This is a genomic window from Pseudozobellia thermophila (assembly GCF_900141855.1).
Taxonomy (GTDB): Bacteria; Bacteroidota; Bacteroidia; order Flavobacteriales; family Flavobacteriaceae; genus Pseudozobellia; species Pseudozobellia thermophila.
Genome location: NZ_FQYU01000001.1, coordinates 917,118 through 938,444, shown reverse-complemented (window position 1 = coordinate 938,444; position 21,327 = coordinate 917,118). Strand labels below are relative to the sequence as shown.

21 protein-coding genes are annotated in these 21,327 nt (G+C 47.7%); 17 read left to right on the top strand and 4 right to left on the bottom strand.

From position 1 onward, the window contains the following. Position 1: 1 nt before the first annotated feature. The 8 genes from BUB37_RS03940 to BUB37_RS03905 all read left to right on the top strand — a co-directional run bounded on the left by BUB37_RS03940 (position 2) and on the right by BUB37_RS03905 (position 10,774). Complete coding sequence (locus BUB37_RS03940; protein WP_072988781.1) at positions 2-595, top strand: porin family protein; 594 nt, start codon at positions 2-4, stop codon at positions 593-595. A gap of 69 nt (positions 596-664) precedes the next feature. After that, on the top strand, positions 665-1,045 hold the full coding sequence (locus BUB37_RS03935) for an ApeI family dehydratase (RefSeq protein WP_094766519.1): 381 nt from the start codon (positions 665-667) through the stop codon (positions 1,043-1,045). Positions 1,046-1,047: 2 nt separating this feature from the next. Beyond that, the gene (locus BUB37_RS03930; RefSeq protein ID WP_072988779.1) at positions 1,048-1,542 is read left to right on the top strand and encodes a hypothetical protein; all 495 of its coding nucleotides are present in this window, start codon (positions 1,048-1,050) and stop codon (positions 1,540-1,542) included. Positions 1,543-1,727: 185 nt separating this feature from the next. After that, positions 1,728-2,900, top strand: a complete 1,173-nt coding sequence (locus tag BUB37_RS03925; RefSeq protein WP_072989791.1) for a DUF2062 domain-containing protein — start codon at positions 1,728-1,730, stop codon at positions 2,898-2,900. Then, positions 2,893-6,567, top strand: a complete 3,675-nt coding sequence (locus BUB37_RS03920; RefSeq protein WP_072988777.1) for a 1-acyl-sn-glycerol-3-phosphate acyltransferase — start codon at positions 2,893-2,895, stop codon at positions 6,565-6,567. The genes BUB37_RS03925 and BUB37_RS03920 overlap by 8 nt, the downstream gene beginning before the upstream one ends. Beyond that, complete coding sequence (locus BUB37_RS03915; protein ID WP_072988773.1) at positions 6,568-8,115, top strand: phytoene desaturase family protein; 1,548 nt, start codon at positions 6,568-6,570, stop codon at positions 8,113-8,115. Then, the gene (locus BUB37_RS03910) at positions 8,115-8,996 is read left to right on the top strand and encodes a cupin-like domain-containing protein (RefSeq protein WP_072988770.1); all 882 of its coding nucleotides are present in this window, start codon (positions 8,115-8,117) and stop codon (positions 8,994-8,996) included. The genes BUB37_RS03915 and BUB37_RS03910 overlap by 1 nt, the downstream gene beginning before the upstream one ends. 29 nt (positions 8,997-9,025) lie before the next feature. Beyond that, positions 9,026-10,774 carry a C45 family autoproteolytic acyltransferase/hydrolase gene (locus tag BUB37_RS03905; protein WP_094766518.1) on the top strand — a complete coding sequence of 583 codons (1,749 nt, stop codon included), beginning with the start codon at positions 9,026-9,028 and terminating at the stop codon, positions 10,772-10,774. 76 nt (positions 10,775-10,850) lie between these two features. Here the strand turns inward: BUB37_RS03905 and BUB37_RS03900 are convergent, their stop codons facing one another. Next, entirely contained in the window at positions 10,851-11,183 is a 333-nt protein-coding gene (locus BUB37_RS03900; protein ID WP_072988767.1) for a single-stranded DNA-binding protein, read from the bottom strand. 438 nt (positions 11,184-11,621) lie between these two features. Between BUB37_RS03900 and BUB37_RS03895 the strand changes: the two genes are divergently transcribed. The 4 genes from BUB37_RS03895 to BUB37_RS03880 all read left to right on the top strand — a co-directional run bounded on the left by BUB37_RS03895 (position 11,622) and on the right by BUB37_RS03880 (position 13,457). Further along, positions 11,622-11,849 carry a Txe/YoeB family addiction module toxin gene (locus tag BUB37_RS03895; RefSeq protein ID WP_317616542.1) on the top strand — a complete coding sequence of 76 codons (228 nt, stop codon included), beginning with the start codon at positions 11,622-11,624 and terminating at the stop codon, positions 11,847-11,849. 117 nt (positions 11,850-11,966) lie between these two features. After that, complete coding sequence (locus tag BUB37_RS03890; protein ID WP_072988763.1) at positions 11,967-12,539, top strand: pentapeptide repeat-containing protein; 573 nt, start codon at positions 11,967-11,969, stop codon at positions 12,537-12,539. 74 nt (positions 12,540-12,613) lie between these two features. Beyond that, positions 12,614-13,105: a DUF6265 family protein gene (locus tag BUB37_RS03885; RefSeq protein WP_072988759.1), complete on the top strand. Its 492-nt coding sequence runs from the start codon at positions 12,614-12,616 to the stop codon at positions 13,103-13,105. 4 nt (positions 13,106-13,109) lie between these two features. Then, positions 13,110-13,457, top strand: a complete 348-nt coding sequence (locus tag BUB37_RS03880) for a hypothetical protein (RefSeq protein WP_072988756.1) — start codon at positions 13,110-13,112, stop codon at positions 13,455-13,457. A gap of 65 nt (positions 13,458-13,522) precedes the next feature. On the opposite strand, the gene BUB37_RS03875 is transcribed toward BUB37_RS03880, so the two are convergent. Then, entirely contained in the window at positions 13,523-13,993 is a 471-nt protein-coding gene (locus tag BUB37_RS03875) for a CBS domain-containing protein (protein ID WP_072988753.1), read from the bottom strand. Positions 13,994-14,203: 210 nt separating this feature from the next. Here BUB37_RS03875 and BUB37_RS03870 point away from each other — a divergent pair, with 210 nt between their 5' ends. The 4 genes from BUB37_RS03870 to BUB37_RS03855 all read left to right on the top strand — a co-directional run bounded on the left by BUB37_RS03870 (position 14,204) and on the right by BUB37_RS03855 (position 18,634). Beyond that, positions 14,204-16,486: a M20/M25/M40 family metallo-hydrolase gene (locus BUB37_RS03870; protein WP_072988751.1), complete on the top strand. Its 2,283-nt coding sequence runs from the start codon at positions 14,204-14,206 to the stop codon at positions 16,484-16,486. Further along, complete coding sequence (locus BUB37_RS03865; protein ID WP_072988748.1) at positions 16,479-17,282, top strand: SDR family oxidoreductase; 804 nt, start codon at positions 16,479-16,481, stop codon at positions 17,280-17,282. Before BUB37_RS03870 ends, BUB37_RS03865 begins: the two co-directional genes overlap by 8 nt. 117 nt (positions 17,283-17,399) lie before the next feature. Beyond that, positions 17,400-17,771: a hypothetical protein gene (locus tag BUB37_RS03860; RefSeq protein WP_072988746.1), complete on the top strand. Its 372-nt coding sequence runs from the start codon at positions 17,400-17,402 to the stop codon at positions 17,769-17,771. Between the two features lie 158 nt (positions 17,772-17,929). Further along, the gene (locus BUB37_RS03855; RefSeq protein WP_072988743.1) at positions 17,930-18,634 is read left to right on the top strand and encodes a tetratricopeptide repeat protein; all 705 of its coding nucleotides are present in this window, start codon (positions 17,930-17,932) and stop codon (positions 18,632-18,634) included. Between the two features lie 112 nt (positions 18,635-18,746). On the opposite strand, the gene BUB37_RS03850 is transcribed toward BUB37_RS03855, so the two are convergent. Next, positions 18,747-19,241, bottom strand: a complete 495-nt coding sequence (locus BUB37_RS03850; protein WP_139278063.1) for a hypothetical protein — start codon at positions 19,239-19,241, stop codon at positions 18,747-18,749. A gap of 65 nt (positions 19,242-19,306) precedes the next feature. Between BUB37_RS03850 and BUB37_RS03845 the strand changes: the two genes are divergently transcribed. Then, positions 19,307-20,257, top strand: coding sequence for an NAD-dependent epimerase/dehydratase family protein (locus tag BUB37_RS03845; protein WP_072988736.1), 951 nt, complete (start codon positions 19,307-19,309; stop codon positions 20,255-20,257). Between the two features lie 19 nt (positions 20,258-20,276). Here BUB37_RS03845 and BUB37_RS03840 read toward each other — a convergent pair whose 3' ends face one another. Next, entirely contained in the window at positions 20,277-21,143 is an 867-nt protein-coding gene (locus tag BUB37_RS03840) for an SdiA-regulated domain-containing protein (RefSeq protein ID WP_170863112.1), read from the bottom strand. Between the last annotated feature and the right edge of the window lie 184 nt (positions 21,144-21,327).

Genomic DNA, 21,327 nt, shown 5'->3' with positions numbered 1-21,327 from the left:
CATGTATAAGTTTACAATTTTGTTGTTTCTGACCCTTTTGTGTTCCACATCAAGCTTTTCCCAAAACAAAGCCAGTTTTGGGTTCAGGGCAGGACTCAACAGCTCAAAGATCACGAATACCTCCCTTCATTCCAAACAGGGTATTTATGCAGGTGCCTTGATCGACGTGCGGTTTACCGAGCGATATGCCCTCCAACCCGAACTGGTTTACTCCAACCAAGGGGGACGTTCCAAGGGAAACTCCGATAACGACCTCAGAATAAACTACATAACGGTAGGAGTGGCCAACAAGGTATTTGTTGATGACCACCACAGGTTCCATTTGATATTCGGTCCCAGCCTGGACTTCAATTTTGACGATAACTTTGTAAATCTGGTCAATGATACCGGCACATCAAAAGCCACTTTTTTTGATCTGGCCCTTTTTGGAGGCCTTGGCTACGAATTCGATTCCGGTTTGATCATAGAGGGGCGTTTCAAACAAGGCCTTATCAATGTTGATTTGTTCAACGAAGACTTTAATTCGGAATTCTACGATAACAAGGGGGCCACGTTAAATGCCCTTTTTCAGTTCGGCCTGGCTTATAAGTTCTAACCTTGTACCTATTGCCCTGCCCATAAAAGCCTTGAGCAATAGAATTTTCGAAAGCCCTATATTTGTCGTATGGACAAAGAAATTTTAATCAAAGGGCTTTACGACATAAAGGCCTTTGATATCAATGAAGACATCATCACCGCCTCCGTTTGGCTGAACAAAGACCATGAAGTCTTCGAAGGGCACTTTCCTGGCAACCCGATTATGCCGGGGGTGTGCATGATGCAAATGATCAAGGAGCTTACCGAAAAGGCCATCGACCGAGAGCTGTTTCTTTCGGTAGCCTCTAATGTTAAGTTCATGGCGATCATCAATCCAGAAAAGAACGACACGATCCACCTGATACTCAACATCAACCAAGTTGACGACCAAGTAAAAGTGAAAACGACGGTGAGCTTTGAGGAGACCTTGGCACTAAAATTGAACGCTACTTTTAAAATCTCGGCATAACCATGAAATTAGCGGCACTATTTTTTCTTTCGGTCTGTCTTATCGGCACCTACTCGAGCGTAGACCTCGAAAAAATAAGAAAGGCATACCAAAGGGTGGAAGGCAACGAAACCTCCATAAAAGACCTTTACGAAACACTGGAGCCGGTAAAAAAGCAAGATCGGGCCCTCTTGGTGGCCTACAAAGGGGCCGCCACGACCATGATGGCCAAATTTGCCAAAGGTATTAAGGACAAAAGGACATTCTTTAACGAAGGGAAGGAACTATTGGAGTTTTCCGTTAATGCAGAACCCTCGAATGTTGAGATTCGCTGTATCAGGCTGAGTGTACAAGAGAACGCCCCAAAAATCTTGGGCTATACTAAAAACATTGATGAGGATAGAACGTATATCATCAAAAACTACAACGCCATGGAAGATAGGGGCGCAAAAGCTTTTGTCAAGGGATTTGTCAGCCGATCGCAAAGTTTTACCGATGCACAAAAGCAGTTGTTTTAGGGTTTGGAATCCTTATCTTTGAGCTTGAATATACGTAGCTGTCGATGTTTGTTATCTGCCCGGGCCAAAAACGGAATGCTTATTTAGACGTATCCCTTTTCCACTTGGCAATAATCAAATTCTTATCGGCAATTCGTTAAACCGTTACCAAGTTGCCCAATCCCATACCATACCAGCAAGATACCATGGACCGACTCAAATGTTGTGTGCTGGTGCCCACCTACAACAATGCAGGGACGTTGAAGCGGGTGCTCGATGGGGTCTTGGCATACACAAAAAACATCATCGTGGTCAACGACGGTGCCACCGACAACACGGCCGAAATCCTTAAGGGGTTTCCCGATATACGCCAGGTACACCTAAAAGAGAACAGGGGCAAGGGCAACGCATTAAAAATAGGTTTCGGGGAAGCGGTCGCACAAGGATACGATTTTGTCATTACCATCGATTCCGACGGCCAACATTTCCCCGACGACATTCCTGTATTTCTTGAGGCCTTGGAGGCCGAAGAAACCCAAAACGTACTGTACATAGGCTCTCGCAACATGCAGCAGGCCGACGTGCCCGGAAAAAGCAGTTTCGGCAACAAATTTTCCAATTTTTGGTTCTGGTTCGAAACGGGTATATGGCTGACCGACACCCAATGCGGCTTTCGACTATATCCCGTGCATACCCTGAAATCGCTTACTTTTATAACGCCAAAATTCGAATTTGAAATAGAGGTGATCGTTAGGGCCTCATGGCACGGCACCTTGGTCAAGAACCTGCCCGTCAAAATCTCATACGATGAAAAGGAAAGGGTGAGCCATTTCAGAACCGTACCCGACTTTACGCGGATCAGCATTTTAAACACCTTTTTGGTCTTGATTGCCTTGTTCTACATCAAGCCCAGGGATTTTTTCAGGCGGGTTAAAAAAAAAGGGGTTAAAAAATTTTTGACCGAGGACATCCTGAGCAGTCAGGATCCGCCCAAAAAGAAAGCCGCCTCGATAGCCTTGGGCCTGTTCGTCGGGCTGAGTCCCTTTTGGGGTTTTCAAACCCTGCTGGTTCTGGGAGGGGCCTTTCTTTTAAAGTTGAACAAGCCCATAGCATTCGCCTTTTCGAACGTAAGCCTCCCGCCCTTTATCCCCTTTATTGTGTACGGGGGGCTTCAAGTCGGTGGTTGGATCTTGGGCGAAGCGCATTTTCTGGCCTTCGAGAACATTGCCGACAATATTTTGGCGCTCTCGGGCCTGAAGGCCTATGTCATCGGCAGCCTGGTCTTGGCCGCCGCCCTGGCGGTGGTAGGGGGGCTGATCGGTTATTTTGCCTTGACGCAAATGGCCAAACGCAAAAAAATGAGCCTTGACAATGGGTGACTTTTTTTTTAGCACATACAGTTGGATAGCCAAAAGAAGGTGGCTCGCCCTGGCAGGTTTTCTCGTCCTGCTTTTGGGGCTCGCGACGACCGTTGGCCGTATTGAATTCGACGACGACATCAGTTCCTTGATTCCCGTCACCGAGGAGACCAAACGCGTTCAAGAGCTTCTTAAATCCATCACCTTTACCGACAAGATAGTCGTCAACATAAGAAAAAGGGAAAATGGCACCACCGAAGGGCTGATCCAGTACGCTACTGCATTTTTGGACAGTATCCAAAGCCGCCAAGGAACGTATATCAAAGACATTCAAGGCAAAATCGGGGACGACGTCCTTCAGAACACCCTTGACCTCGTCTACGACCACCTGCCCTTGTTTCTCGAAGCGGAAGACTACGAAACCATTCAACGCAAACTGACCAAGGACAGCATTGCGGCCATCACAAAATCGAATTACCGAACCCTGATCTCGCCAACGGGTATCGTGGCCAAGAAGACCATCGTCAAAGACCCCTTGGGTATCTCGTTCATGGGCCTCAAAAAACTTCAAAAACTGGGCTTTGGGGACGGTTTTAAGATCAAGGACGGCTTTTTGCTCGACAAGGACGAACACAACATTCTGCTCTTTATCACCCCGAAATTCGGCTCGAACGAGACCAATAAAAACCTTCCGTTTTCAGAGGCCCTTTACGACATTCAGGCACATTTGAACCAAAAGTACGCCAATGCCGTCGAAAGCGAGTACTTTGGTGCCGCCCTCAGTGCCGTTTCGAACGCCACACAGATAAAAAGGGATATTCAATTTACGGTAAGCATCGCCATGACGCTGTTGATCATATTGCTCATGGTCTTCTATCGCAAGGTGGCCCTGCCCCTTATCCTCTTTGCCCCTGCCTTTTTTGGTGGCTTGTTGGCCTTGGCGGTTCTATGCTTGGTTCGCGCCAAAATATCGGCCATATCCCTGGGTATAGGATCCGTATTGATCGGGGTGACCTTGGACTACGGGTTGCACATCCTTACACATTTGCGCGAGGGCAACTCGATCAAAAGCGTTTATCGCGAAGTGGCACCGGCCGTCTTGATGAGTAGCCTCACCACGGCATCGGCCTTTCTTTGCCTCCTCTTTCTCGACTCCCAGGCCTTACAGGATCTGGGAATTTTCGCCGCCGTAAGCGTTTCGGGGGCCTCGTGCTTCGCCTTGCTCTTTATTCCCTTGGTATACAGGCCCAAAAAAGCCATATTGGCCAAGCCTACCCTTCTCGACCGCCTGGCCGCCTACGAATTTCACCGCAGCAAATGGGCGATTTCAGGGCTAGCGGCAATTTTCATCATCAGCATCTTTACCTATAAAAAGGTTCTCTTCAACAAGGATATCGCCAAACTCAACTACGAGACCCAAGCGTTGATCGACGCCCGGCAACGCCTTGAAAAATTGACCGATATGGGGTCGAAATCGATTTACCTGGCCACCTTCGGAAACAAGCTGCAAGAGGTATTGCTCCAAAACGACAGCATCTACAGAAAACTGGAACGACTCAAAGAAAACGGGCAGGTCGTAAGTTTTGGATCTATCGGAACCTTGGCAAAGTCGGATCGGTCGCAGGAAAAGGAAATAGAGGCCTGGAAAACGTTCTGGTCCGCCCAAAAGGTAGCTGCCCTAAAAAAGAACCTGATCGAAAGCGGGAAGGAATTGGGCTTCAAGGAAAATACCTTTCGACAGTTCTATGCGCTTTTGGAGAAAGAGTTTTCCCCATTGGGGCTGGACGACCTAACAAACGTAAGGGCCCTGTCTATAGACGACTATGTCGTAAGCGATGGCAACGGCACGACCATAACTTCGTTGGTCAAGGTAAGGGATAGCGCCATGGGCAGGGTACGGGCACAGTTCGAACAAATGCCCAACACCCTCTTGATCGACCGCCAGCAGGTAAACGAAACGTTCTTGGGCAATTTGAAGAACGATTTTAACGAACTCCTCGGTTACTCCTTGATCGCCGTATTGCTTATCCTCTACCTGTTTTACCGGAGTTTTGTACTGACCCTGATCACGGCCGTGCCCATATTCCTTACCTGGTTTTTTACCGTAGGCATTATGGGCCTGCTCCATCTAGAGTTCAATATTTTCAACATTATCATTTGCAGTTTTATTTTCGGATTGGGGGTCGATTACAGCATATTCATCACCAATGGCCTGCTTACCGAATACCGCCTGGGCGAAAAGGCCCTGGCCACGCACAAGACATCGATCATCTTATCCGTAATTACCACGATAGCCGGTGTCGGGGTATTGATCTTTGCCAAACATCCGGTACTGTACACCATTTCATCGGTGTCGCTGATCGGTATTCTCTGTGCCGCCTTAACGGCATTTATTGTTCAACCCCTACTCTTTAGGTTGTTCATTGGCGACAGGACCAAACGCCCTATCCAGCCCAGAATACTCTTGCACTCCCTCTTTTCCTTTGCCTATTTTGACCTGGGGGGTCTCCTCTTAAGCGTATACGCCTGGATTTATTTAAAATTGGACCCCAAGGCCTACCTCAAACCGCACTACCGTCTGCACAAGGTTACCTCGCTGTTTATGAAATCGGTGCTGTACACCAACCCCTTTACTGCCAAGAAAATCATCAACCCCGACCGCGAAACCTTTGAAAAACCGGCGCTGCTGATCGCCAATCACAGCTCCTTTTTGGACATATTGGTCATGGGCATGCTGCATCCGAAGTTGATCTACTTGGTAAAAGACCACGTCTACAACTCAAAGACCATAGGCAGTGCGGCCCGCTTGTCGGGAGCCTATCCCGTTTCGGGGGGCATCGAGAACAGCGAGGCCTACTTGAGGCAGAAACTCGAACAGGGCTTTTCGATCATCGCCTTTCCCGAAGGTTCGCGCTCGACCAGCAACAAGGTCGGTCGTTTCCACAAGGGCGCCTTTTACCTCGCACAGCAGTTCGACCTCGATATTTTGCCGGTGATGATACACGGGGGGTCGGAGGTTTCGCCAAAGGGCAGTTTTATAATCCGCGATGGGAGCCTTAGCGCAAAGATCCTGCACAGGGTCCCTCCGGGCGACAAGCGCTTTGGCGCAACCTACTCCCAACGGGCCAAACAGTTCGGCACCTATTTTAGGGCGGAATTCAGAAAATTCCGCAAAGAAATGGAGCCCGCCTCCTACTGGCACAAAACCTTGTTGGAAAACTTTAGGTATAAAGGCCCCCACATATACAAAAGGGTACGCGATGACCTGGGACGACGCGGTAGCGACTACCATCAACTCGCCCATACCTTGGGTGAAAAAGACCGCATCGCCTATATTTCAGAAAACAATGTGCATTTGCCCCTCTTGCTCGCGCTTGACTCCATAGACCGAAAAATTTTCGCCTATGTCGAAGACCCCGAAGCAAGGGCCATTTTATCGAACCATTACCTGACCCATCGCTACAGTAAAATTACCGTCCTTGATACCGATGAAAAGGCCCTGACGGAAACGGTCGAAGTACTCCTTGTCGAATCAAAACATATTGAACATAAAGCCGTTACCGATAAAAAATTGGCCGAAATTGCTATCTTGATAGTCATTAACGAAGGTAAGCGGCCATCGAATTTACCAGGTTTCACCGTTTTGCTTCAAAATGATACCTTTATAATGTTCAAAAGAAACACCTAAATGAAGGAATACTACGATGTAGTGGTTATCGGCAGTGGAATGGGAGGTCTTGTGTCGGCCAATATTATGGCGCGCGAGGGCAAATCGGTCTGTGTGCTGGAGAAAAACAACCAATTCGGGGGCAACCTTCAGACCTTTGTCCGCGAACGTACGATTTTCGATACCGGGGTACATTATATCGGCGGACTGGACAAAGGTCAGAACCTCTATCGGTACTTTGAATATTTGGGTATCTTGGACGGTCTGGAGTTACAGAAACTGAACGAGGACGGCTTCGACCTGATTACCTTCGACAACGATGAAGAAGAGTATCCGCATTCGCAAGGCTATGCCAATTTCGTAAAACGGCTGTCCGAAAAATTTCCTAAGGAAGAGAAGGCCATACATAACTATTGCGACAAAATTAGGGAGGTTTGCGATCGGTTTCCGCTCTACAAGCTCGAACTGGGCAAGCCCTACCACAAAGATTCGGACCTTTTTAAACTTCCTGCCAAGGGCTTTATAGACAGCCTTACCGAAAACGAAAAGTTACGGGCAGTGCTTGCCGGATCCAACCTGCTTTATGCCGGCGACCCCGAAAAGACCCCTTTTTACGTGCACGCCCTCTCGGTCAATTCCTTCATACAAAGTGCGTACCGCTGTGCTGACGGGGGTAGCCAAATTACCAAGATTTTGATCCGGAAATTGAAGGAAAACGGGGGCGAGGCCCACAAACGCCAAGAGGTAGAGCGCTTTGAGACAAAGGACCAAAAAATTATTTCCGTCCATACCAAACAAGGTTTGGAAATCAGGGGAGGCCTTTTCATTTCGAACATCGAACCCAAGACGACCTTGAAGATGGCAGGCGAATACAATTTCAGAAAATCGTACAACAAGCGCATCCAAAGTATCGAAAGCACCATTTCGGCCTTTAGCCTCCATATCGTTCTAAAGCCCAAATCATTTAAATACCTCAACCACAACTATTATCACTTTAAGGCTCCCTCAAAAGTATGGAAGGGACACGAATACACCCAAGAGAGTTGGCCCGAGACCTATATGGTATCGATGGGGGCCCGCAAGAACCAAGACGAATGGGGCGATCAACTGACGGCCATTACCTACATGCGCTTCGACGAAGTCGAGCCTTGGGCACAGACCTTTAACACGGTCACCAATAAAAACAGCCGTGGGCAGACCTACGAGGAATTCAAAAAGGCCAAGGCTGAGGTTTTTATCAAAGAACTGGAAAAGAAATTCCCCAACATACGCGAATGCATTCAATCGATACACACCTCTACCCCCTTGTCGTACCGGGACTATATCGGGTGCAACAGAGGTTCGATGTACGGTTATGTAAAAGACGTTGGAAGTCCACTACGCTCCTTCATATCGCCCCGAACCAAGGTCGAAAACCTGTTTTTGACAGGTCAAAGCCTTAATATGCACGGTATTCTCGGGGTAACCATCAGCGGCGTGGTCACCTGCTCCGAAATTCTGGGGGGTGAATATCTTCTCAAGAAAATTATAGGTTCAAGTAGCGAAGTCGATTCAAAAATTGGTGTATAATGCAAACGTTCAAGGTAAGCCCCATTACACGTGTCGAGAACATCTCGAAAAAAGAGTTCATTGAAAATTTTTACAAGCCCCAAAAACCGGTATTGATCACGGGCCTTACCAAAAACTGGCCCGCCTACGAAAAATGGAAGCTGGGCTACATCCAAGAACGGGCAGGTGACCAAATCGTACCCCTCTACAACAACGAACCGGCCAAGGACAAACAGAGCGTGTATGCACCGGTCAAGGAAATGAGGTTGTTCGACTATATCGAGCTCCTTAAAACCGAACCCACCGACCTGCGGATCTTCTTTTACAACATCCTTAAGGAAATGCCCGAACTGCTGAAAGACTTCGAGTATCCCGATATTGGTTTAAAATTCTTTAAAAAACTGCCCGCACTCTTTTTCGGAGGTGGCAAATCGAAGGTCTTTATGCATTACGATATCGACCTGCCCGACAGCCTACACATTCATTTTGACGGCGATAAGGACGTCACCCTGTTCTCGCCCGAACAAACGCCCTACTTGTACAAGGTGCCTTTTTCCATACATAACATCGAGGACATCGATATGGACCGGCCCGACTTTGAAAAATACCCGGCCCTAAAATACGCCGAGGGCATAAAGGCCGAAATGAAGCACGGCGATGCCCTGTACATGCCGAGTGGTTACTGGCATTCCATTCGATACCTCAACGGCGGCTTTTCAATGACGCTGCGCGCCCTGCCCCGCAAGCCCGCACGATTCGCCAACATGCTCTATAACGTAATGGTCATGAGGCATATCGACAACATTACCCGAAAATATGTCGGACAAAAGTGGTTGGATTACAAAGACAGGTGGGCGATTAGGCGTACCGAGCGCAACCTACAGGCCAAAAACCTTATCTAAAAAGAACAAATTAACCGCCCCCTGGATTTATGACGATACCCGAACACAGGTCAAAAGAGAAAACACCATCGGCAACCACCGGGCAGGCCGCCCAAAATTCAAGGTTTCGTTCCGGTTTGGGCAGATACTTGTGTTACACGGCCCTGGCCTTGCAATTGGCTTCCTGCGGGGTAGCCAAGTCGTTGAAAGATATGCCCGACCTGGCCCAATATGAAACCGACATCCCCGAAAGAATCAAATTGACCGATTCGACCTATACGCTGGGAGACAACTTTCTTACCAAAAACCCACAGGGCTTGTGGGAACTCTACGTTGACGGAAATCCGTACGAACTGGGACTTAAAACCGGAAAACTGACCCAGGAACTCTTTAACGAACAAGAGCATATTTTCGTCAAAAAAATCGATGAGCTGGTGCCCTCGAAAAGCAAGCAGAACTTGCTGCGCAAGTTTCTGGCCTGGTTCAACCGCAAGATGTACTTGAATATCGACGAGCAATACAAGGCCGAGCTCTACGGCATGTCGAAATTCGCATCGCCCGACTTCGACCATATTGCCGAGGCCTACCCAAGGGTCATGTACTTTCACGGGGCCCACGATATCGGGCACGCCCTACAAGACCTGGCCTTGGTCGGCTGTTCCTCCTTTGCCGCCTGGGGCGACCAAACCGCCGATGGCAAGCTCATAATCGGTCGTAACTTTGATTTTTACGCCGGAGACGATTTCGCCAAGAACAAGATCATCGCCTTTGTAAACCCCGACCAAGGGCACAAGTTTATGTCGGTAACCTGGGGCGGTATGATCGGCGTGGTCTCGGGTATGAACGACCAAGGATTGACCGTAACCATCAATGCCGGAAAATCGCAGTTCCCCCTCGTTGCCAAAACGCCGATTTCATTGGTAACTAGGGAAATCCTTCAATACGCCTCCACCATAGAGGAGGCCATCGCCATTGCCAAAAAAAGGGAGGTTTTCGTTTCGGAATCGATTTTTGTTGGCAGTGCAAAAGACAAAAAAGCCGCCATCATTGAAGTGTCTCCCCATAATTTCGGGGTCTACGACGTACCGAACACCAACCAGTTGATCTGTTCGAACCATTTTCAATCGGCGGCCTATGCCCAAGACAAAAAGAACCAAAGGCATATACTCGAGAGCCATTCACAGTACCGATACGAGCGCATGCAAGAGCTTTTGGGAGAAGGCCCCAAGGTGACCCCCAAATCGGCGGTAGAGATCCTTCGCGACAAGCGGGGCCTCGACGATAAGCGCATCGGCTACGGCAACGAAAAGGCCCTGAACCAGTTGCTGGCCCACCACGGTATCGTCTTTCAGCCGGAAGACCTAAAAGTATGGGTTTCGAGCAATCCCTTTCAAATGGGCGAGTTCGTGGCCTACGACCTCAATGAGGTGTTTTATAAGGCCGATAGCAACACATCGGCGGTCCCCGTTTCAAATGAAAGGGAGAACATCGAAAAAGATCCTTTTATACGTACCTTGGCCTTTCGGCACTACAATCGCTACCGCAGCTTACGAAATAAAATTACCCATGCCATTGCGGCAAAGGAAAAAATAGGACAGAACAAACTCTCGGAATTTACGGCCTTGAACCCCGATTTTTGGGAAGCCCATTACTTGGTGGGCAAGTACAATTACGAGCAGGGCTACGACCGCTTGGCCCTCAAGGCCTTTCAAGAAGCCGCAAAAAGGGAAATCACCACGGTTCCTGATAAGGAAATGCTGGAAAAATATATCAAAAAGCTCGAAAGGCGGCTCAATTAAATGCGGCGGCCGAATTCCCAACAAAAAAATCTGCCCGTTAAACCGGGCAGATCCATTATAAACATACTCCTGAACGTTATTTTCCCAACATCAGGAGTTCGTTGCAGCGCACTTCGGTGATGTACCTCCTTTCCCCTTCCTTGGTTTCGTACGACCGGTGGGTCAACTTGCCCTCAACGGCCACTTGCTTGCCCTTGGTCAGGTAGTTTTCGACGATTTCGGCGGTTTTGCCCCAGGCCACAACATTGTGCCATTGGGTATCCTCTACTTTTTCCCCTTGGGCATTCTTATAGGTTTCACTGGTCGCGATCGAAAATTTGGCCAGCTTGTTGCCATTCTCCAAGGTTACGATTTCGGGGTCTTGCCCCAGGTTACCAATCAACTGTACTTTGTTTTTTAAGGCGTTCATAATTGTAATTTTTACGTTAAACAGTTAATACTATCGAGCCCTCATCGACCCGACACTGCAAACATAGAACGCTCTCTAGGCTTTAGTCGGTAACCAAACAATTACTTTCGTTTGCAAACGTTTGAAAATGGATATATAATTAATTTTCAATAATTTAATATTTTAAGTTTCCAGAGAACACCAATAATATTTTGGATATGGTTTCAGAGTCATATCCAACCCTTCTCGTACCGAGAGACAATGATGGGGAAGCCGTTGTGATAATGCCCCAAAGCGAATATAATTCACAGGTAGAAACAAATTACCTACAAGCGACCGAAGCCAATGGAAAAAGAATTGAAGAATCTTAAGGGCAATTAGTAAAAGGAGATGTTGTTACACTTGAAGGGATTTAATGAATGTGCTATTCACGAAAAACGGATTTGAAGACCTCCTGTATTGGCAGGCAAACGATTCCAAAGTTTTAGAAAAGCAATTAGGCTAATAAAGGAAATCAAAAGAAATTCCTTTAAGGGAATAGGAAACCCAGAACCCTTAAAGCACAACCTAAGCGGTTATTGGTCTAGAAGGATAACCCATGAGCATCGGACAGTGTATAAGGTCGAAGGATCAGGCGGGAATCAGGTTTTAACAATAATTCATCTCTCTATCTACACACCTTTTTAAGGATAGCCCCGCCCCCATTCCTTCATCAATTTTTTTCCTTTTATACGAAGTCTCTCCACATAAAATTTTCTATCCCCCAGAACATTGTTACATTGTACGGGTAAAAAGCATGTCCCCATGTCCAAGCCCTTTATCATCGACCAGGTCTACAGAGGCCAAGACTACGGCCAGAACCGTTTGCCCCGCGCCGATTATGAAAATTGCGTGTTTGAGAACTGCAATTTTTTTGAGGGCTTCTTGGACAACCAAAATTTTATGGAGTGCACGTTTATCGACTGCAACCTCAGCAATGCGAACTTAATGAACACGACCTTAAACGACGTGGCTTTCTCACGTTGTAAGATGATGGGACTAAAATTCGAGACCTGTAACGAGTTTTTAATGCGTTTTACTTTTTCAGATTGCAGCCTTAATCTGTCCTCATTCTACGGCCTAAAACTGAACCAACAGGTTTTTGAAGACTGCAAGCTAATAGACGTTGACTTTTCCCAAGCCGAACTCAACGGTTGTTCATTTAAAAATTGCGACCTACAAAGGGCCATTTTTGAAGGCACCCAATTGGAAAAGGCCGATTTCACCACGGCCGTCAACTACACGATAGATCCCGGCAACAACCGCATAAAAAAGGCCAAGTTCGCAAAAGAGGGCATTGAAGGCTTGTTGAAAAAATACGACATCATCATAGAATAAGGGCACAAACCCATTGAACCAAAGCTGTTTACAAACGGATAATTTGTATCTTGTAATTGTCTAAACATCGATCTATGCGCCACTTTTATTTGTTTTTTTTGCTCTGCTCATGGGCAGGCCATTCTCAAAATACCTTACAGCTTCCTAAAGATTACAGTCCGCCCAAGGCTGGCCTCGAGACCATTTCCTGGATGCAGGGCCATTGGCGCGGAGAGGCCTTTGGCGGCATTACCGAAGAGATATGGAGTCCGCCCCTGGGAAAATCCATGATGTTCTCCTTCAAACTGGTCGCCGATGGCGGGGTGGGTTTTTACGAACTGGGCCATATTCGCGAGTTGGACGATACCCTGGTCTACGAACTAAAACACTTTAACGCCGATCTTAAGGGTTGGGAAGAAAAGGACGAGGTACGGCGCTTTCAACTGGTAAAAGTAGAGGGCAACCGCGTATACTTTGAAGGGTTTACCTTTGAAAAGGTCAGCGACGACCAGGTCGTCATCTATGCCCTTATCGGTGGGGAAGACGGCAAGGAACAAGAAGTGGCATTTAATTTCAAACGTTTTTAGCCTAATGAAAAAGTGCCTGGAATGCGGTAATGTGATCATGGGCCGGGTAGACAAAAAATTCTGCTCCGACTACTGCCGCAATGCCTATCACAATCGGCTCAACAAAGACCGGAACAACCTGATTCGCAACGTCAACAACCGATTGAGAAAGAACTACAGGATACTCGAAAGCTTTCCCTTAAAGGAAGGTAAGACCCGAACTACCCGCACACGCCTGCTCGACAAGGGCTTTGATTTCGACCAAATAACAAGCATCTATACCACCAAAAAAGGGACGGTATATTACTTTGTCTACGACCTGGGCTATCTGCCCCTCGACAACGATTATTACATGATCGTCAAACGGGAATAACCCCGTACCGCAAAAAAAACACCCTCAAAGGGGTGTATTTAACGGTTTGGGCCATGGTGTGGGTATCACTTCCAGTTATGGCCACTAAGTTTCAACGCTGCAATTACGATATCCTTTCTACTGATTTGGCCGACCAACAATCCGTCGCGCATTACCGGCAACCTACGTCTATTGTGCTTGTCAAAGATAGAGGCGGCATCGAAAATGGAAATATCGTGGGGGATGGTCTCGACCTCTTTGGTCATAAACTTTTCGACGCTTTTGTCCAAGATAGGTTGATTGAAATACCTACTTTCCGAAATTTGCTTCATACAATCGGCCTCCGAGATAATACCTACCAAAAACCCATTGTCGTCCAATACCGGGCCACCGGATATATTGTGCTTGGTAAACTGCTCCATGACCTCCAAGATGGACTGATCGGTAGTAAAGGTAATCAGGTTTCGGGTCATATAATCGGACACCAATATGGGAGCATCGTACTCCTTTTTCGAAACTGTTTTGGCCCTAGGCCCCATAAAACTCTTTATTCCCATAACGATTTGGTTTTAAATCTGTCGAAACAACATACAGAAGGTTAATTACTAAAGATAGTAAAAAAATAACATATTTTTCTATTATTCAATACTTTAAATGACAATTTCGCAAACATAAGCCAAGATTTTCGCAAAATTTTAGGTTCTAAAATGTTCTATCCATTTATATATCGATTGTAATTTTATACTTTTAGTACAAGACCACGGCCAATGAAAAAATTTCCCTCAGTACTTGTATTCTGTGTAATGGCGGCAGCCGTCTATTGGGTTTTTTACAACTCAATGCCCCCCTACACCAAGGATCTCGATCTGTCCGCCGACCGATTTTCCGTCGATAGGGCCCTCAAACATGTAAAGGAAATGTCGATCGAACCCCATGCCTTGGGTTTTCCCGCCCACGACTCGGTAAGGGCGTATATTGTTTCCGAACTTGAAAAGATGGGACTCAAGGTACAAGTGCAGGAAGGCCATACCATGGGTGACAAGGGCAATATGAGCAAAGCCAGCAACATTCTGGCCAGGATCGATGGCACCCATGACGGAAAGGCCCTCTTGCTATTATCGCACTACGACAGCAATCCACACTCATCATTGGGCGCCAGCGATGCCGCAAGCGGGGTTGCCACTATTTTGGAGGGCGTCAGAGCCTTTCTATCCGAAGGAAAAAAACCGAAAAACGATATTATCGTCTTGATTTCCGATGCCGAGGAACTGGGCCTCAACGGGGCCGAACTTTTTGTAGACCAACATCCATGGGCCAAGGACGTCGGTCTGGTGCTCAACTTTGAGGCCCGGGGAAGCGGTGGCCCCAGCTATACCTTTATCGAAACCAACAGGGGCAACCAAAACCTCGTCCGCGAGTTCATCGAGGCCCACCCCGAATATCCCATGGCGAATTCGCTTTATTATAGCATTTACAAACTATTGCCCAACGATACCGACCTCACCGTCTTTAAGCAGGGGTTGGATGTAGAGGGCTTTAACTTTGCCTTTATCGACGACCATTTCGATTACCACACCGCCCAAGATTCGTTCGAAAGGCTCGACCGGAACTCCTTGGCCCATCAAGGCAGCTACCTAATGCCCTTGCTCAGGCATTTTAGCACCGCCGACCTGGGCCAGCTCAAAAGCCTGAACGATTACGTCTACTTCAATATTCCCTTTTTCGGCATGGTCGCCTACCCCTTTGATTGGATTTGGCCCATGTTCGCCTTGGCCGTTCTCGTGTTCTTTGTGCTCTTGGTACGTGGTCTCCGAACCCGATCGCTGGTCTTTAGGGATATGCTGGCGGGGTTTGTGCCCATGCTTTTGGCCCTTGTGGCAAACGGCCTTGCGGGCTACTTTACCTGGCCCCTTCTAAAGTGGCTGTACCCCGCATATAACGACATCCTCCACGGCTTTACCTACAACGGCCACACTTATATCGCCGCCATGGTCCTGTTTTCGCTGGCCGTCTGCTTTTACATCTACCGTAGATTCAAAAGTCGCGGTACCGCCAACCTGCTGTTCGCCCCCCTACTTTTATGGCTGGCCATCTGTGGGGCGGTGGCCGCCTACCTGCCCGGGGCAAGTTTTTTTATCGTACCAGTCTTCGCCCTGCTTGCCATGTGGTTCGTAAGCATCAACCAAAAACGGCCCGACCCCTTGCTATTGGTACTTTTTTCGCTTCCCGCCCTATGGCTCTTCGCTCCTTTTATAAAAGGTTTCGCCGTGGGCCTTGGCTTGAAAATGATGGCGGCCTCTACCCTAATGCTCACCTTGACCTTTCTTCTCGCCCTGCCCGTTTTCGGTGTCTTCGCCTACAAGAAAACCTGGGCAAAGGTAAGCTTGGCCCTGGGCATCGGGTGTATGCTGTACGCCCACCTAAATTCGGGTTTCAATGAAGAGAACAAACGCCCCAACAGCCTTGTATACGTTTTGGACACCGACAACAATACCGCCCAATGGGCAACCTACGACCGCGTTTTGACCAATTGGAACAAGCCCTTTTTCGAAGATGTCGAACCTAGCCCCCTATTGGCCCCAAAGACCATCAGTAGCAAGTACGGTTCACAGTTCAGCCGGGTCGCACCCGCCCCCTTCGAAGCGATTGCCCCTCCTACCATAGAAAAGACAAAGGATACCCTTATAGGCAGGGAACGCTTTCTTGAACTATGCATTACCCCGAACAGGCCGATCAACCGGCTTGATATCTATACCAACGAAATCGCCATTCTTAAGGCCTCGGTGAATGGAATCCCACTATCCGAACATTACCTGAAAGAACGGAAAGAAGGCCGATTGCTCACCCAATACATCAGCGATGAGACCTATACCGAAATTAAATTGACCCTCCCCGGCGGGACCCCCTTGGAGCTCACCCTGTACGAAGCCTCCAACGATCTACTCGAACACCCCCTTTTCGATATTCCCAAAAGACCCGAACAAACGATGCCCATGCCCTTTGTGGTCAACGATGCCATATTAACCGTTCAACGCATGCGCTATGACTAAATCGATTGCCGTTCTGGGATGTGGCTGGCTCGGCTTGCCATTGGCCCAGCATTTTCTAAAACAGGGCTTTCGGGTCAAAGGAAGTACCACGTCGGAGGAAAAACTGCCCCTATTGGAGAGATCGGGCATACCTTCTTACCTGATCCAACTCTTCGAAACCGAGATCAAGGGCGATATTCGTGCATTTTTGACGGATGTCGATATCCTTGTGATCAATGTGCCCCCAAGGCTGCGAAACGGCAAGGGGCAAAACTATGTCAAAAAAATGCGGTTATTGCTTCAGGCCATCGATGCATCGACCGTAAAAAACGTAATTTTTGTCAGTAGCACTTCGGTCTATGGCGCTGCGGAAGGCGAGGTGACCGAAAAAACCCGGCCCAAGCCCGTAACGGAATCGGGCAGGCAGTTGCTGGTCTCCGAAAAACTTTTTGGAAAAAACCACAAGTTTCAAACGACCGTAGTCCGCTTTGGGGGACTAATCGGTCCGAAACGGCACCCGGTAACCATGCTATCCAAAAAATCTTCCCTTACGAACGGCCACCATCCCGTCAACCTTATCCACCTGAACGACTGTGTAAGAATTTTATACAAAATAATTGCCGAAGACTGGTGGGACGAAATACTGAATGCCGTACACCCCGAACATCCAACGAAGGAAGAATACTACATTGATGAAGCTAAAAAAAGAGGGATACCACTTCCTGTTTACAAGGGCGATAATTCAAGAAAAGGCAAGATAATCCGCTCCGAAACCCTGATAAATGTTAAAGGCTTTACCTTCACGACAACGTTATAGCCAATTTTCACAACAGGTAGGCCATGGTTCACAACAAAGTACCTTAATTGTTGTTAAGTCGGCCCGCATTTCATCGATTAAAGCCTAACTTTGGTATATAATTTTAAACTTATTGCCATGGAAAATTCATCTCTTAGCGGGCGAATTTTAATGGAAATCGACCATGTCATCGCCCGCGAAGTTCCCAAGCAAAAAGTTCCCCAAAATTTAAAAAACCTGCATGTAGCACTCTTAAAGAAGCACTATAACGCAGCACATGTTTCCATCGATTATCACAGGCGCCGGGTAGAAATGGCCATTGTGATGGACGACGACGATTACGACCCAAAAAAGGTGAATCTTGGTGTTCCCACACTACATACCAACCTATGGTTTAGAAATTTACGTGATTTTTTAACTTCATGCATAGACAGTGACCCGAAAAGTATCATGTTCTATGCGAGCCTTCTCAAGACATTTAGAAAAAACGAAAAAAGTCTCGTTTCTTAGGTCAAAAGACATCGTGAAACCAAAAAAGGGATGCCCTAGGGCATCCCTTTTTCAATTAGCCCTTTTTCTATTATCTTCTTATTAACAGCCCAATAGCAATAATATCATTACTTTTGCGCACCGAAACCGATAGAATTAGAACCACTAAACAGAATTTCATGAAAAAAACGATCTTTTTATTGCTATTGACCCTCAGCTTTGCGGCAAAAGCACAAACAAAAAGCGAGTTGCAAAAACATTACGAAGAGTTTTATCAAGAAATGAGACTGCAGGGAGACGTAAACGGTGTTATCAATGCCCTGACCCACCTCAATGTGCTCTCGCCCTCAAAAGAGCGCAAAGACACCCTGGCCTATGTCTACGCAAACAACAGCCAACACCTACAGGCCTTGAATACCATAGGAATAGAAAAAGACCCGAACGATTCTGACATGGCGGTTCAGGTGAAGGCCATTTCCTTAAAGGCCCTGAACCAACCCAAAAGGGCTTTGGAACAGTTTGAGGAACTGTTCAAACGAAATGAAAATCCGTATTTGGCCTATGAGCTGGCCGACTTAAAAATTCAAACCGGGGACAATGCCGGAGCGGCCGTCAATATAGAATACGGTATAGTCAATGCCAAAGACGATATGAAGTATGCTTTTTACGAAAGGCAACAACCGTATGAGGTATCCCTGAAAGCCGCCTTCCTTCACCTCAAGGCCCTAACCGTATACAACAAGGACAAAAACAATATCGATGCCGCCATTGCCCTGATCGACGAGGCTTTGCAACTCGACCCCAATTTTAACCTGGCCAGCTTGAGCAAGCAGGCCTTGGAGGCCAGAAAAAATCCTCCGGCGGCCGAGGAGAAGAAGGAGTAAAGGAGGAAACGAAGCCCGTGGTTGCCGGGCCTCCACATAAAAGGGCCGTATCGAGCGCGGACCTACCTGAAAAAGACAAAAACGGTTTACGAAGGCATACGTAAACCGTTTTTTATTCCTCCAATATCAAATTGGTGTCCAAGGTATTATGGATCACTACGTTAAACTGGTTGCGAAACGCATTGTAGGCCTCGAACATCTGTAAAATAGATTCTTCGGGGTCTAACCTGTAGTATAGATCGCCCTTTATCTTCAATATATAGGTCTTGAAGACCTTTTGTCTGCTCTTGATTTGGGGGATATCGAACTTTGGGGGGTAAGTAGAGGCCTCAAGCTCCTTTTGTCTTTCTATCAGGTCGTCTATGGCCAATGCCAAATCGTCTTTGTTCTCCACGTTATACAGGGCGTCGAAGGTGGTCTCAAAGGCCATGAACTCCGGCCAGTCATTCAAGATGGCCTGCGCACTGGCGGCAATGCCTGTCTTTTTAGGCCATTTTTCGGTGTCTACCGCATAGATTGAGGTACCGGCCTCCACCTCTGGGTTGTTCCCTTCCCTACACGACACAAGAAATAGTACCAGCAAACTAATAAAGTACATTCTCTTCATGCAGCGAATGTACAAATTTTGCAAAGAGTTATCTTTGCACCCATATTCATTTTAACTTCGATTTAATGCAGAAATCCATATTGATCATTGGCGCCTGTGGACAAATTGGGACCGAGCTCACCCTTACCCTTCGCAACAGGTACGGTAATGAAAATGTAATCGCCGGCGATATCCGCGAAGGCAATGAGACCCTTATGGATTCCGGTCCCTTTGAAATTCTCGACGCTACCGACTACGACGCTTTGGAAGAAGTGGTGGCCTATTACGAAATAAACGAGGTGTACCTAATGGCTGCCATGTTGAGCGCAACGGCCGAAAAATTCCCGATGCGCGCTTGGAACCTGAACATGAAAACCTTGTTCAACGTGCTGAACCTGGCCAGGGACAAGAAGATCGACACCGTTTTCTGGCCGTCGAGCATTGCCGTTTTTGGCCCCAACACCCCCGAGACACTAACCCCGCAGAGCACCGTTATGGAACCTACCACGGTATACGGCATCAGCAAGCAATCGGGTGAACGTTGGTGCAACTACTATCACAACAAATTCGGGGTGGATGTTAGAAGCATCCGGTATCCCGGACTGATCAGTTGGAAAACCATGCCCGGCGGTGGAACCACCGATTATGCCGTGGAAATCTACCACAAGGCGCTTTCGGACAAAAAATATACCTGTTTTTTAAGTGCGGATACCGAACTGCCGATGATGTTTATGGACGATGCCATACGCGCCACTCTCGAACTCATGGAAGCCGACCCAAAGAACATCACCGTTAGGTCTTCGTACAACCTTTCGGCGATGAGCTTCACACCGGCCCAGGTCGCCGCAAGCATCAAGGGCCATATCCCCGAATTTGAAATAAGCTACCAACCCGATTTCAGACAGGCCATAGCCGACACCTGGCCCAGCAGTATCGACGATACCCAAGCCCGAAGGGACTGGGGCTGGAAACCCAGGTTCGACCTCGAAGAAACCACCAAGGAAATGTTGGGGAATATCAAATCCGGACGACCTTAAAATAATCGGTCGCCCCTTGTTACCTATCGCCCATTTTGAATAGGTAGAGCATCGCAGGATTTTCCTTTTTGGCCTCCGAGGCAATATATAGCGTTCCGTCGGGACAAAAGGTGATTGCCTCAGGTTGGGGAAAATCGTTTTCGTCAAAGGCGTAGACCTGTTTGGCCTCACCATCGGCCGTCAGGATCAGCAATTTAGGCTTGGCCCCGTCCAAAATATAGATGTCCTTTGTTTTGGGATGAATGGCCAAATCGGAGGGGCGAAAAGTTTTGCCAATGTCCTTTTTTCTATACCGGTTCAAAATTTCGTCGCCCATATCGATTTGGAACACCGGCGCCTCTTCCACTTTTTTGGAAACGCTGGAAAAAGAATAGATACCTTTAAACCGTGCGCTGTTGGGGTCGTTGTATTTAGGGGCGATCAACAAACGGCCGTTACCAGGGTCCCATTCGAGCGATTCCATGTCGTTCTTCCTTGAGAAAGGAGTAGTATGGACCGAAATTTTTCGCTTATCATCCCTAAAATCGACGATTTCAAAAATCGCCCCATCGCTTCGCAGTACATAGGCATCATCTCCTTTAACGGCTATTCCTTCGTAATCGCCCGCTCCCGCAAAATCGATTTCCCGAGCAATTTTACCGGTCTTTGGGTCAAAGATAAAAATGGAGCCCTCCTCATCTTGTACGGCTGCTATGCGGCCGTCATCGAGCCATGCGATTCCCGAAACCTCGCGAAGCGCATCGGGCAACTGCCAACTTTTTACAACGCGGTACCCAAAGTCGTCGGAGGCGGTTTTTTGCCCCAGTTCCCCAAAGCCCAAAAAAATCAAACCGAAGCCAAACAGGAGTCCGAAAACGGTCAATATCTTAATTTTCACAATTTCCATGGGTAAAATCGATTTTTCACCCAAGGTAGGCCCGAAATCTGGAAAGAAATTGGAATGGCAGGGCATACCAAGGCGCATAAGATCCCACGTGCACCCCGCAACCCTTAAGGACTCTTCCATACCACCCGACAGGGTTTTGGGAAGAAACGGGCGGCAACACCATCCTACCAAGGCCTTGGTAGGA